The sequence below is a fragment of the Nostoc sp. DedQUE08 genome (assembly GCF_034530895.1).
Classification (GTDB): Bacteria; Cyanobacteriota; Cyanobacteriia; order Cyanobacteriales; family Nostocaceae; genus Nostoc.
Window position 1 is genome coordinate 25,794 of sequence record NZ_JAVRCD010000071.1, and the last position, 13,214, is coordinate 39,007.

At 43.2% G+C, this 13,214-nt stretch carries 11 protein-coding genes and 1 pseudogene; 8 read left to right on the forward strand and 4 right to left on the reverse strand.

What is annotated here, in order from left to right; translation table 11 throughout:
* Nucleotides 1-244 precede the first annotated feature (244 nt).
* From RMY64_RS31515 to RMY64_RS31545, 7 genes and pseudogenes are all read left to right on the forward strand, one after another.
* Nucleotides 245-799: a thioredoxin family protein gene (locus RMY64_RS31515; protein ID WP_322669723.1), complete on the forward strand. Its 555-nt coding sequence runs from the start codon at nucleotides 245-247 to the stop codon at nucleotides 797-799.
* A 71-nt stretch (nucleotides 800-870) separates the two neighbouring features.
* Nucleotides 871-1,599 (forward strand): UMP kinase, encoded by a 729-nt coding sequence (gene pyrH, locus RMY64_RS31520; protein ID WP_322669722.1) that lies wholly within the window; start codon nucleotides 871-873, stop codon nucleotides 1,597-1,599.
* Nucleotides 1,586-2,134 carry a ribosome recycling factor gene (gene frr, locus RMY64_RS31525; protein WP_322660513.1) on the forward strand — a complete coding sequence of 183 codons (549 nt, stop codon included), beginning with the start codon at nucleotides 1,586-1,588 and terminating at the stop codon, nucleotides 2,132-2,134. Before pyrH ends, frr begins: the two co-directional genes overlap by 14 nt.
* Nucleotides 2,135-2,332: 198 nt before the next feature.
* Entirely contained in the window at nucleotides 2,333-3,454 is a 1,122-nt protein-coding gene (locus RMY64_RS31530) for a geranylgeranyl reductase family protein (protein ID WP_322669721.1), read from the forward strand.
* A 54-nt stretch (nucleotides 3,455-3,508) separates the two neighbouring features.
* Nucleotides 3,509-3,934: a hypothetical protein gene (locus tag RMY64_RS31535; protein ID WP_322669720.1), complete on the forward strand. Its 426-nt coding sequence runs from the start codon at nucleotides 3,509-3,511 to the stop codon at nucleotides 3,932-3,934.
* A gap of 225 nt (nucleotides 3,935-4,159) precedes the next feature.
* Nucleotides 4,160-4,381: a hypothetical protein gene (locus RMY64_RS31540; protein ID WP_322669719.1), complete on the forward strand. Its 222-nt coding sequence runs from the start codon at nucleotides 4,160-4,162 to the stop codon at nucleotides 4,379-4,381.
* 15 nt (nucleotides 4,382-4,396) lie between these two features.
* A pseudogene (locus RMY64_RS31545) lies at nucleotides 4,397-4,936 on the forward strand (DUF1877 family protein).
* Between the two features lie 81 nt (nucleotides 4,937-5,017).
* Here the strand turns inward: RMY64_RS31545 and RMY64_RS31550 are convergent.
* Entirely contained in the window at nucleotides 5,018-5,575 is a 558-nt protein-coding gene (locus tag RMY64_RS31550) for a Uma2 family endonuclease (RefSeq protein WP_322702097.1), read from the reverse strand.
* Nucleotides 5,576-5,697: 122 nt separating this feature from the next.
* Between RMY64_RS31550 and lysS the strand changes: the two genes are divergently transcribed.
* Nucleotides 5,698-7,221, forward strand: coding sequence for a lysine--tRNA ligase (gene lysS, locus RMY64_RS31555; protein ID WP_322702098.1), 1,524 nt, complete (start codon nucleotides 5,698-5,700; stop codon nucleotides 7,219-7,221).
* A gap of 217 nt (nucleotides 7,222-7,438) precedes the next feature.
* On the opposite strand, the gene purF is transcribed toward lysS, so the two are convergent.
* The 3 genes from purF to RMY64_RS31570 form a co-directional block, all read right to left on the reverse strand.
* Nucleotides 7,439-8,938, reverse strand: a complete 1,500-nt coding sequence (gene purF, locus RMY64_RS31560; protein ID WP_322687677.1) for an amidophosphoribosyltransferase — start codon at nucleotides 8,936-8,938, stop codon at nucleotides 7,439-7,441.
* Between the two features lie 347 nt (nucleotides 8,939-9,285).
* Nucleotides 9,286-11,682 carry a phosphoribosylformylglycinamidine synthase subunit PurL gene (purL, locus tag RMY64_RS31565; RefSeq protein WP_322702099.1) on the reverse strand — a complete coding sequence of 799 codons (2,397 nt, stop codon included), beginning with the start codon at nucleotides 11,680-11,682 and terminating at the stop codon, nucleotides 9,286-9,288.
* Between the two features lie 775 nt (nucleotides 11,683-12,457).
* Nucleotides 12,458-12,943, reverse strand: a complete 486-nt coding sequence (locus tag RMY64_RS31570; RefSeq protein ID WP_094348587.1) for an allophycocyanin subunit alpha-B — start codon at nucleotides 12,941-12,943, stop codon at nucleotides 12,458-12,460.
* Nucleotides 12,944-13,214 lie beyond the last annotated feature (271 nt).

The window sequence follows — 13,214 nt, forward strand, 5'->3', positions numbered from 1 at the left end:
ACAACTGAGATGATGTCAGTATTAAAAATCATAACGTTTCTAATATGAGTAATATTTGGGCTATTTTTTAGATGTGAGTGAATTAGCATCAGTGCTAGATTCAGTAGTTTTACAATTTACGATCGCAAATTTGGTCTATAAGATTGGCGAATATGAGGCATCGGCTAAGGGGTGGTTTGCAACTGGAAACTGACGCTGAATTTAACAATATTTTTCTTGTTCCTAGTTCTGCGGGCCAGAAATCATGAATCTACTAGAAACAATTGATACTCCCGTTGGGAGCTATGCACCAGATTTTGAATTGCCAGGAATTGATGGTCAAGTACACCATCTCAGGCGTTATCTTGAGAAGTTCCGAGCAGTCGGCGTTATTTCTATGTGTAACCACTGCCCTTATGTCGATCGGTATTTAGGCAGACTAAAAAACATTCAAGCCGAATTTGCCCCAAAAGGCTTCACACTAATTGGACTCAATGGTAGTAATGTTGACTACGACACTAGGTCAAGCTTTGAAAATATGAAAGCTTTTGCCCGACGTCACCAGTTGAATTTCCCCTACCTGTGGGACTCAACGCAAGATGTGACCGGCAGTTTCGGCGCAACAAAAACACCAACAGCCTTTCTCATAGATACTAACGGTATAGTCCGCTATAAAGGTAAAATTGATAATCATCCCCAAGAACCATTACCAGTGGGAGAGGATTATTTGAGAACTGCGATCGCTTCTCTGTTTAAAGGTGAAGAAATAGCCATACCACAAACAGAACCAGTAGGTACTACATTGATTTGGCGTAACTAGACATAGATAGTCCCTGTAACTGTTATCTTAAATTGGAGGCAATTGCAACTTTTTTGATAAAGCGTAACTTCATGGGAACGAATTACCGACGGGTTTTACTCAAACTGAGCGGTGAAGCCTTAATGGGCAACATGGGCTATGGCATTGATCCAGAAGTAGTCAAAGGAATAGCACAAGAATTAGCAGAGGTGATAGCGACTGGTACTCAAATCGCCATAGTTGTTGGCGGTGGCAATATTTTTCGTGGCGTTAAAGCAGCGTCGGCGGGGATGGACAGGGCAACCGCTGACTATATCGGGATGATTGCCACGGTAATGAATGCCATGACGCTGCAAGATTCGCTAGAACACATAGGAGTACAGACGCGGGTGCAAACCGCGATCGCTATGCAAGAATTAGCAGAACCATATATTCGTCGTCGTGCCATCCGTCATCTTGAAAAAGGACGGGTGGTAATTTTTGGTGCTGGTTCAGGAAATCCCTTTTTTACTACAGATACGACTGCGGCATTAAGAGCAGCAGAAATCGATGCTGAGGTGATTTTTAAAGCCACCAAAGTAGATGGAGTATATGATGCCGATCCTCATATTTATCCTGACGCCAAGCGTTACAATAGCTTAACCTACGCGCACGTTTTAGCCCAAGATTTGCGGGTGATGGATAGTACTGCGATCGCCTTGTGTAAAGAAAATAATATCCCAATTCTGGTATTTGACCTAACGGTGCGAGGAAATATCCACCGAGCAGTCTTGGGAGAATCCATCGGCACCCTTGTGGGAGGTTCTTGTGAAATTAGCTGAAGCTGAAAGTACGATGCAAAAAACCGTTGAGGCAACTCAACGGGCTTTTAACTCGATTCGCACTGGTCGCGCCAATGCGAGTCTATTAGATAAGGTATTGGTGGACTATTACGGTTCGCCTACTTCCTTGAAATCACTGGCAAATATTAGCACGCCAGATGCTACGACAATCTTAATTCAACCCTACGAGCGCAACACCCTAAACATCGTTGAGAAGGCTATTTCCCTCTCAGATGTGGGTTTAACACCTAGTAACGACGGTTCTGTAATCCGGTTGAATATTCCGCCCTTAACCAGCGAACGCCGTAAAGAATTTGTCAAAATGGCATCCAAGTATGCTGAAGAGGGTCGTGTTGCTATTCGTAACATTCGCCGCGATGCTATAGACGCCATTCGCAAACAGGAGAAAGCCTCTGAAATCTCCAAAGATGAATCAAAAGACCAACAAGACAAGTTGCAAAAATTGACAAATGAGTATACTGCCAAAATAGATGCACTGTTGGCAGAAAAAGAAAAAGACATCACGACTGTTTAAAGTCTCAAGTCTTAAGAAATGATAAAGGCTGAAGGATAATGGATAAATTCTTCAGCCTTTATCATTTCTTAAGTTATTGCATAAATTCTAGAAAAATTGATCGAGTAAGTAAGTAGACATGAATAATTAAAGTAGGAACAATTCATCAATTGCCCCTACTCAATAGAAAATAAACTAATTCTGGAGCAAAAATTCAATATGTACGACTGCATCATCGTCGGCGCTGGGCCAGCTGGTGGAACAGCTGCATATCATTTAGCCAAACAAGGTCGCTCAGTATTAGTGTTGGAAAAAGAATCTCTGCCAAGATATAAACCTTGTGGTGGTGGTGTATCTCCAGCGATCGCTCAATGGTTCGACTTTGATTTTAGCCCAGTAATTTCTGTAAAAGCCGACTCCCTTCGCTTTACCTGGAATTTGGGCGACCCCGTAGAAGCAAAAATCGCAACAATTGAACCAGTCTGGATGGTGAGACGAGATACTTTTGACCATTTCCTAGTGCAGCAAGGGCAAAAGCAAGGAGCTGAACTACGAGATAATACGGAAGTAACGGGTATTGAGTTTCAAAGTGATTACTGGCAAGTTAACACAGCTAATGGCTCAGTTACAGGTCGTTACTTAATCGCGGCTGATGGTGTTAAAGGGCCAATGGCAAAATGGCTAGGCTTCAAAGATCGTAAACGCCGTTTAGCAGGAGCTTTAGAAGCAGAAGTGGCCGCGGAGGTCAAGGATAAATCTACAATTCATTTCGAGTTTGGCTTGGTGAAAAACGGCTACATTTGGAACTTCCCGAAGGCGGACGGTTATTCCATTGGTGTCGGTACATTTGTCGGCGGCAAACCCCAGGATTTTAAGAAAATTTTAGATGAGTACGCGCGATCGTTTAATGTAGATATCAAAACTGGCAAGCAATATGGTTATCCTCTTTGCTTGTGGGATGGCAACCAAAAGTTGCATACTCAAAATGCAGTTTTAGCTGGGGAAGCTGCTTGTGTAGTCGATCCGATGACAGCAGAAGGCATTCGTCCGTCAATTTTTAGCGGTTTAATTGCAGCAGGAGCGATTAATGAGGCACTTTCTGGTGATACCAACGCTTTAGAAAAATATAGCGAAGTGATTAATGAAGAATGGGGTACTGAAATGGCTTGGGCGCAAAAATTAGGTGGAGCATTTTATCGCTTTCCTGGCATTGGCTACAAAGTTGGTGTTAAGCGCCCTTCCGGTGCGAAAATTATGGGTAAAATTCTGTGTGGAGAACTGCGCTATGGCGACGTTGCCAGTCGTGCCCTCAAGCGTTTAATTCCTGGTTTTGGGACTTGAGCAACTTGTTAAAGTGAGCAAACTTTCGCCGCAGTGTACTAGATATTTCTCAATATGGCAATTTACTTGATAAAACGGCTATCTGTGTTCGCTAATATTCTTGCTCTTGTCCTCTTCATGCCGGGAATTGCCTTAGCTGCACCCGTTCAACTCCATACTATTTCTGGTGTCATTTCCGCCCAAACTACCAAAACTGCAAGCTACTCCACCTCGTCGGAGATTAACCTGACTCCTTTACAGCGCCAAGAACTCCAAGCTGTGCGTCAAAGAAGAAATAGGGAAATTGAGGCAGTGTTAAACTCAGCCCAACGTGCCCAACTTACTCACAATCTCCGGGCTGGTAATAATATCAAGCAAGCTTTAGAAAAATTAAATTTACAACCAGAACAGCAAGATTTTGTAAAGGCGATCGTGCAATTTACTAACTTGAAAATGAAGGCTATTTCATCTAGGCATTTGCTAAAAATAGGACATAACTAAAGGCTTAAAATTAGCGATCGCCTAATAATTTTTTAGTAGCGATCGCAAGCAATTTTTATTTTCGCTGTCTCATACCAATTTTATCAAAGAATAGGGCAGATCGTGAATATGAGTTTAATACAGTAAAACCAAATAAATTTAGATTTATAGAATTTTTTTTACAGAACCAAATCCAACCTACGAGATACTAATTGTCCTTTTTGAATAAAAAGAGATATAAATGGGATGGGTATTGTAGCTGAACTTAAGCAAATATCACCTTTAATGTTAGAGAATTTTCAAAGAGATTCTTCTCTATTGGATATATTTTTTAGTGTTAAGTATTTGCCTGAGTCTCACTTTTGGGAAGAAGCTATTTATATATCAGATAACTCACGGCTGAGTATACAGAAAGATTCAGAAGATAAATTTAAAAAATTTCAGTGGGCAGATAACCAACAAAGATAAAACACAAAAGCAGAGATGTTGAGGGAGTGGCAAATCTCAGAATTATCTTTAGGAAAATCGTGGCGTGAACTACATTTTTTACTAACCGGATATACACATACAGATAAATTATATTTTTTAGTAAGTGAAAATTCTCTAAATAACTTACCCAAAATTCCATTGAATAATTGGAGTTTTTTTAAACTAATTCATAAAATTATAAATAATCAACGGCACATAGAACAGTACACGATTCCTACGTTAGATATAGATCATTTACCCTTGGTGAATGTTATTATGGGTGGCACAGAAATAGGAAATAAAGAAGGTTATGGTAAACACAGATATTTACCACCTGATGAAGTGAGGCAAGTAGCTAAAGCTTTATCTTAACTTTCAGAAAATGGCTTTATAGCAAGGTATAAGCGAGAAGAAATTAAACAAGAACGAGTGAGTATTATAGATTGGTCAGAGTCGGAGACAGTAGACTACTTAATAGAATACTACCAAGAAATAATTGCTTACTACATAGAAGCAACTAATTTGGGAAATGCTATGTTACTTTATTTAACTTAATTATTTTAATTATGAATGCGATGTACAACTTATTCTTAGAATCCCACTTCTATTATTCCTCTAACCCACAGTCTGAGAGGCTTATGGAAACAGTTGATTAATCATGACTTCAATTTCTGGAAATGCAATCAAGGATAATGTTGCATCCTCCGGCAAAATAAATTCAAGATTGTAACCTTTCAAGCTTGGTTCGCGAAAAACATAAACCTGACGCTGATTCACATCCAAAATCCAGTAGTCATTAATTCCTGCTTTCGCATAAAGAGGCGCTTTGTGTTTATGGTCTGTTTCTAGTGTTGTATCCGCTACCTCAATTAATAAAAAGATTTCATTCGGTGCGGGATGGCGATCGATATACTTTCGCGCATCAATCTGAACAACAGCAATATCTGGCTCAGGTTCCGAGTATTCGCTCAACTGAATGGGATCTTGCACCCGAACTAAGGCAACTTCTGCTAGCAGCCGCTTAAGATAATCAGATGCACACAGCGTTGTCGCTGCATGGGGAGGATTTTTGGCGCTCATCGGGATAACTTGCCCGTTAATCAGTTCTACCCGTTCATCCTCTGTAATAATACCCGTTTCAAACATCCGGTGATATTCGTTTACAGTCCACAGGCGCACTCTAGTTTGTGTCATTAGATTTCCTTTAGCGATACCTACAGTGGGCTACGCCTACGCATATCACTTTTAGGCGATTATCTTGTACTCTCAACTTTGGCAGCATCTATAATTAATCTTGCCCTATTTAGTTCGTTACCATGTCGGAAGAAGATATCCGAGCCGCAAGGCTGGAGAAAGTAGAACAACTCAAGCAGCTAGGGACTAACCCTTATGCCTATCGTTGGGAATCTACCCATCATGCAGCGCAGTTGCAAGAAAAATTTGCCGATTTATCCAGTGGCGAAGAAGTTGATTTGGAAGTTGCCATAGCCGGACGTATTATGGCGCGTCGCGTTTTCGGTAAATTGGCTTTTTTCACCTTGCAAGATGAAACCGGTACAATTCAGCTTTATCTAGATAAAAATCGCATCCAAGAAGGTATGGCAGATATTGATGCCGATGCCTTCAATCACTTAAAACAACTTACAGATGCAGGCGACATTTTAGGAGCCAAAGGTACTATTAAACGGACTGAAAAGGGCGAGTTATCTGTCTACGTTAAACAATATACTATCCTCACTAAATCCCTGTTACCGCTACCCGACAAATGGCATGGATTAACGGATGTTGCCAAGCGCTACCGTCAGCGCTACGTTGACTTGATTGTAAACCCGGAAGTACGGCAAACTTTTCGCCGTCGCGCTCAAATTACTGCTGGTATTCGTCGTTATTTAGAAGAACGGGATTTTCTGGAAATTGAAACGCCAGTTTTGCAAAGTGAAACTGGGGGTGCAGATGCGCGTCCATTTATCACCTACCACAACACTTTAGAAATGGAGTTGTATCTGCGAATTGCCACAGAACTCCATCTCAAGCGGTTAATTGTGGGTGGTTTTGAAAAGGTGTTTGAATTGGGGCGAATTTTCCGCAATGAGGGAATTTCGACTCGACACAATCCCGAATTTACGACGATTGAAATTTACCAAGCCTACGCCGACTACAACGATATGATGGCGTTGACTGAAGGGATTATTACTACTGTCGCCCAAGATGTACTCGGCACATTACAAATTACCTACCAAGGGGAACCAATAGATTTAACACCACCTTGGCGGCAGGTGACAATGCACGATTTAGTTAAAGAATTTACAGGCTTGGATTTTAATTCGTTCCAAAGTTTGGAAGAAGCAAAAACAGCAAGTAAAAATGCTGCTATTCCTGGTATAGATGAAGCTCAATCAATTGGTAAGTTACTAAATTTAGCCTTTGAAGAGAAGGTAGAAGCCAATTTAATTCAACCTACCTTTGTAATTGATTACCCTGTAGAAATTTCGCCCTTAGCAAAACCCCATCGTTCTCAACCTGGTTTGGTGGAAAGATTTGAGTTATTTATAGTAGGGCGAGAAACTGGGAATAGTTTCTCAGAACTTACCGATCCCATCGACCAAAGAGAACGTTTAGAAGCACAAGCGGCGCGGAAAGCTGCTGGTGATTTAGAAGCCCAAGGTGTAGATGAAGACTTTCTCACCGCTTTGGAATATGGGATGCCGCCTACAGGTGGTTTAGGGATTGGGATCGATCGCTTGGTGATGTTATTAACCGATTGTGCCAGTATTCGGGATGCGATCGCTTTCCCTTTACTCAAGCCAGAAAAATCAGAATCATCCCCAGAAGAATCCTAATCTTACACCCCATTCCTTAATCCCCTCCTCGCTTGCGGGGCTGAAGTGTACACACATCCTGTCAATTAAGCCCAAACCTTGGATTTACCCCCCTTAATCCCCCCTTGCAAAGGGGGGAAATCGGTTCTCCCCCTTACCAAGGGGGAGTTAGAGGGGGTGAGAAGGACTTGTGTGTACACCGTAGCTTTGGCGGGGTGGGGTTCTTCTGTTGAAGCCCTTATACCACTACCTTTTCTAAGATCAGCTTAGAACGCTTCACTTGTTCAGGAATCACCACGGGATAATCTCCGGTGAAGCAAGCAGAACAGAAACTATTGGTGTCTTCTCGTGTCGCTTCTAGCATTCCTTCCCAACTCAGATAGGCAAGACTGTCTACTTCCAGTTGCTTGGCAATTTCTGCTACTGACTTGGTAGCAGCAATTAGCTGATCCTGAGAATCGGTATCGATGCCATAGAAGCAGGGATGAGTTACAGGCGGAGACGAAATTCGCATGTGTACCTCTACTGCACCTGCTTCACGTAAGGTTTTGACTAGTTTACGGCTGGTAGTACCCCGTACAATCGAATCATCTACAATAATTACTCGTTTACCTACCAGCACATCTTTGAGGGGGTTGAGTTTCATCCGCAGACCCGATTCCCGCATGGTTTGGGTTGGTTGAATGAAGGTTCGCCCAACATAGCGATTTTTAATCAGTCCTTCGCCGTAAGCGACACCAGACGCTTGGGAAAATCCAATAGCAGCAGGTATACCAGAATCAGGAACACCAAAGACAATATCGGCATCTACAAAAGATTCTTTAGCTAGCTGGTGTCCTAATCGCATTCGATAGCTGTACAAACTCTCGTTGTGCATGACGCTATCAGGGCGGGCAAAGTAAATCATTTCAAAGATACACAATTTCCGCTCAGATTTTTGACTCCAATGATAAGAAGCTAAACCTTCTTCAGTAATCCAAACTAATTCACCTGGTTCTACATCTCGCAGATATTCGGCTCCAATGATGTCTAAACCACAAGTCTCGGAAGCCAAAACGTAACGGACTGGATTACCTGCCAAAGTGCCGATTACTAAGGGGCGGATTCCATTAGGATCGCGGACACCCATAACGCCGACGGGAGTGCCAATAACTAAACTAAAGGCTCCTTGGCAACGTTGAAATGCCTGAATTCCACCTTCTAGCCAATCAGCGCCCGTATCTATGGCTTCTGCGATCGCAAAAGCGATCATTTCTGAGTCTGTTGTTGTCACTAAGTTACATTTATTCTCAAGCAACTCTTGACGTAGTTGCACAGTATTGACTAAATTACCATTGTGTGCAAGAGCTATTGAACCTAAACGGGTTTCTAGTACTGCGGGTTGGGCATTAACTTTGCGGCTAGAACCTGTGGTGGAATAACGAGTGTGACCAACAGCAAGACTACCAGGCAATTGATCCAAGACAGATTCATTGAAGACTTGAGACACCAAGCCCATATCTTTATGGAGATGTACCTTTGTCCCCTCAAAAGTGGCAATACCAGCTGATTCTTGACCCCGATGCTGGAGGGCATACAATCCAAAGTAGGTCAGTTTAGCAACGTTTTCTCCTGGGGCGTAGATGCCAAAAACACCACAAGCTTCTTCTGGCTTGTCAGGTTGATTTTCATGACTATTGATTGGGTTGTTGGTCTGGTCGGGGTATTCATCCGAAGTGACAGAATGAATAGAAATCATGCTAGCTTTGCTCCTGGTGGGGGGGGGTCAATCAATTTTGGATTTGAGACTTCGGCTACGCTCAGTCGAACGATTGACGATTTTGGATTGATCGCACCGTGTAAAGATGCGGCTTGGGATTTTAGAATGGCTATTTTAGATTTTTTGCCCAGTAAGAGCAAGATATGAACTAGAAGCAACGCCCCTAATCCAAAATTTAAAATTCAAAATCTAAAATTGGTAGTCAGTCACTGGGATTATTAGATGGCTGGGGAGTTCTTAACAAATCTTTAACCATCCATTAAAACAGTACCGTAAATTTGCTCAGAGACGCTAAAAGTTGTGAGTGAAGTCTAAATACTCAGCATTCAGCGCTCAGAAGTAGTGGTATGGATGGCGAGACGTTTGGCGATCGCATGGAAGTAGCGATCGTTCATATCTTCGATACTAACTTTGATTAAGGTTTGGTTATCAGTGGTAAAAACCCCCAAACCCTTCTCAAAATTACTAACTACACCCAGTTTTTGCCACTCTTGACCCAGATGTTCCTGTAAATATGATTCCCAAATTTCTTGTTGTGCTGATGCTACAGAAACTAAAATTCTGGCACCACCTTCGGCAAACAACACCTCGTCAAGGCGGTTTAACTGTGTAGGTGCTATTTCTAAATTTATTTCGGCACCAAGATTGCCAGCAAGACAAGATTCGGCTAGTGCGATCGCCACTCCCCCTTCAGCAGAATCGTGAGCTGAACGTACCCAACCATTACGAATTCCTTCACGACAAACTTTCTGGACGCGGCGTTCCAAGTCAAAATCAACCCGTGGTGGTTTTCCGGCAACAGTATTGTGGATAGTAGCTAAATACTCAGATGCTCCCAAACTGATTTGGGATGCCAGAGGTAATCCCAGAAGATAAATCACATCGCCGGATGCTTGCCAACCTTGACCACAAATTTTGGTTATATCGGGAATCAAGCCCACCATACCGACAACAGGAGTGGGATAAATGGGTTGTGGGATGCCTTGAGAATCAAGAGTTTCGTTGTACAAAGAGACATTTCCGCCTGTGACTGGTGTCGCCAATTCTCGGCAACCTTCCGCCAAACCGCGACAAGCTTCTGCCAATTGCCAGTAACCAATGGGTTTTTCTGGAGAGCCAAAATTCAGATTATCCGTCACCGCCAAAGGTTCAGCACCCACACAACTAAGATTGCGTGCAGCTTCTGCCACCACTGCCTTAGCTCCTTCGTAAGGGTCAAGATAAACATAACGAGGATTGCAATCTACCGTTGCCGCCACACCGCTTTGGGCATTGAGGGTTTCCTTGTCTCCTTGTCCTCCTTGTCCCCTTGTCCCCTTGTCCTCTTCCAAAGGGCGTAAGCGGATAACAGCCGCATCTGCGCCACCTGGAAGCATTACTGTATTATTTTGTACCTGATGGTCATACTGACGATATACCCAATTTTTAGAAGCGATCGTGGGTGTATCGAGCAAAGTTAAGAGAATATCATTCCAACTTTGCAGTCCTCCTGGAAGTTCTATTCCAGCAGTTGTGGAAGGAGGTAGGGAATCAGCAGTCCATTCCCAAGCTTGACGCGCATATTCTGGTGCTTCTGCCAATAACTCCCGGTTATACAGTGGGGTATTTTCTGCCAAAGCTTCAGCGGGAATTTCTGCTGCTACTTTACCCTGAAAGAGAATTCGCACAATAGGATCGGCGATAACTGTCCCAGCAACAACGGCTTGAAGTCCCCAACGGTGGAAAATGTCGATTAATTCTTGCTCGCGCCCTTTATGAGCAACAAACAGCATTCGTTCTTGAGATTCCGAAAGCAGATATTCATAGGGAACCATCCCCGTTTCTCTGACGGGAATTTTATCTAAATCTAGTTCAATTCCCACACCGCCTTTTGCCGCCATCTCTGAGGTAGAACAGGTGATTCCCGCAGCTCCCATATCTTGGGCGGCGACAACTGCACCCGTTTTAAACGCCTCCAGACAAGCTTCAATTAACGACTTTTCCAAAAAGGGATCGCCCACTTGCACAGCAGGGCGATCGTCTATGGATTGATCGCTCAATTCTGCACTAGCAAAACTCGCGCCTCCCATACCATCGCGCCCAGTGGTGGAACCAACATACAGCACGGGGTTGCCTAAGCCAGATGCTCCAGATTTGACGATTTCTGAGGTTTCCATCAACCCCAATGCCATAACGTTCACCAGAGGATTACCAGAGTAAGCAGAGTCAAAGTAAACTTCGCCGCCAACGGTGGGTACTCCCACACAGTTACCATAATGAGAGATTCCTGCCACCACACCGCTAAACAGCCGTTGAGTTTTGGGATCTTCTAGGGAACCAAAGCGTAACGAGTTTAATAGGGCAATGGGACGCGCACCCATTGTAAAAATATCTCTGAGAATACCTCCGACTCCTGTTGCAGCTCCTTGAAAGGGTTCGACTGCTGAGGGATGGTTGTGAGATTCAATCTTAAAAGCTAGTTGGAGTCCATCACCCAAATCTACAACACCAGCATTTTCACCAGGCCCCACGAGGATGCGGGGGCCATCGGTGGGAAATTGTTTGAGTAGAGGTCGAGAATTTTTGTAACAGCAATGCTCAGACCACATGACACCAAACATTCCCAGTTCAGCTTTGTTGGGATGACGGCCTAGCCGACGGACAATTTCTGCGTATTCTTCTGGTTTAAGACCAACAGCCGCAATTTCTTGGGGGGAAAAAGCTGGTTTTGAGGTTGCAGTCATGGAAGTAATGCACTCTGGGGGGACAGAGCATTATTCTATCGATTTACTTGCCCTGTAAGTACAGTTCTTAATTGAAGCGCGATCGCTCTTTAATTTAAACTCTAACTAAATACTTGTATTTCCATGTTGGTAAATAATTGGTAGAAAATGCTTGTGCAGTCTTTTTTACAAGCAAACTTATTTCTTTGATGGAGGAGTAGTAAAACCCCAGAATGCACTCAACAGGATTATTTCGACCATGAGATAGACAAGATGAAGATCAATAGCACACAAAATGCTTTAGTCTGTAAAGATAACTTTATTTTTTAATCTTGGTGAAATTTCTAGCTCCTTTACTTACGTGAGTCTAGTCCACTCAGAGATTATTCGGGTATATGCAGTTTAGATGTAACAATCAAGTGACGAGAATCACACATATCGATGATTAAGATCGTCCCCCAGCGATCGGTAACTAGGCATAATTAATGACAACTGAACTCTAGCCGAGTCATTAATAGGGAACACACTTAATAGCCGACAGTCTTAATCAAGGACTGTCGGTTTTTTGTATTTGTCATTAGTCATTGGTCATTGGTCATTAGTCAAATGCCCCATGCCCATATCCATTAAATTTCCCCACAACTGGTTGGTAACTTGACAGAGATTTTGCCACAGCCACTACCAAATGTGGGGAAGGTACGATCAAATTGGGGATCTTATGCCTATCGAGTGCTAATGTTTCGCACTCACTCTAGTAGACCGAAACTATATTCCTAGAACCAGCACACACTTTGTCTTAAGACATCGCTTGAATGATGTAATCAAAGTAAGGTGCTGCTTCGGCAGCGTCTTCCGCACTCAGTAAGCTAAGGGAGGCTGTTTTGAGGGAATTAATCGCTTCTACCATTCCAGGCACGGGAACGCCCAATGAATTGTACATTTCCCGCACACCAATCAAACCAATTTTTTCGATTGGCTCTTTGTCACCGGCAAGTACACCATAAGTAATTAGGCGTAAGTACCAGCCAAAATCACGAATACATAGAGAGCGTTGGCGTTCACCGTAAGCATTACCTCCAGGGGAGATAAAGTCAGGACGCTTCTGCCAAAGTTGTTTGGTTGCTTCTTGAACTATCTTCTTTTCGTTTTCAGCTAAGGTAGCCGCAATCCGCGTCCGTTGTACACCGGTTTGCAAAAAGTCTTTGATATTTTTAAGTTCGCCACTGCTGGGATAACGCAGTTCGTCGTCGGCTTTGAGAATAACTTGGCTAATTACAGTCATGATTATTGAAATCACCTGAAATATTATCTGTTAGTTTAGCGAGTTGGAGGTACACAAGTGAAGGGATAGGAGCTACTTATGTATTGAATTTATCTATTTGGGGGAGTGGGGAGCAGGGGAGCAGGGGAGCAGGGGAGCAGGGGAGCAGGGGAGCAGGGGAGCAGGGGAGGCAGGGGAGGCAGGGGAGGCAGGGGAAGAAGAATTAATAACTAATGTCCAATACTTCGACTTCGCTCAGTACAAGTGCCCAATGCCCAATGCCCAATGCCCA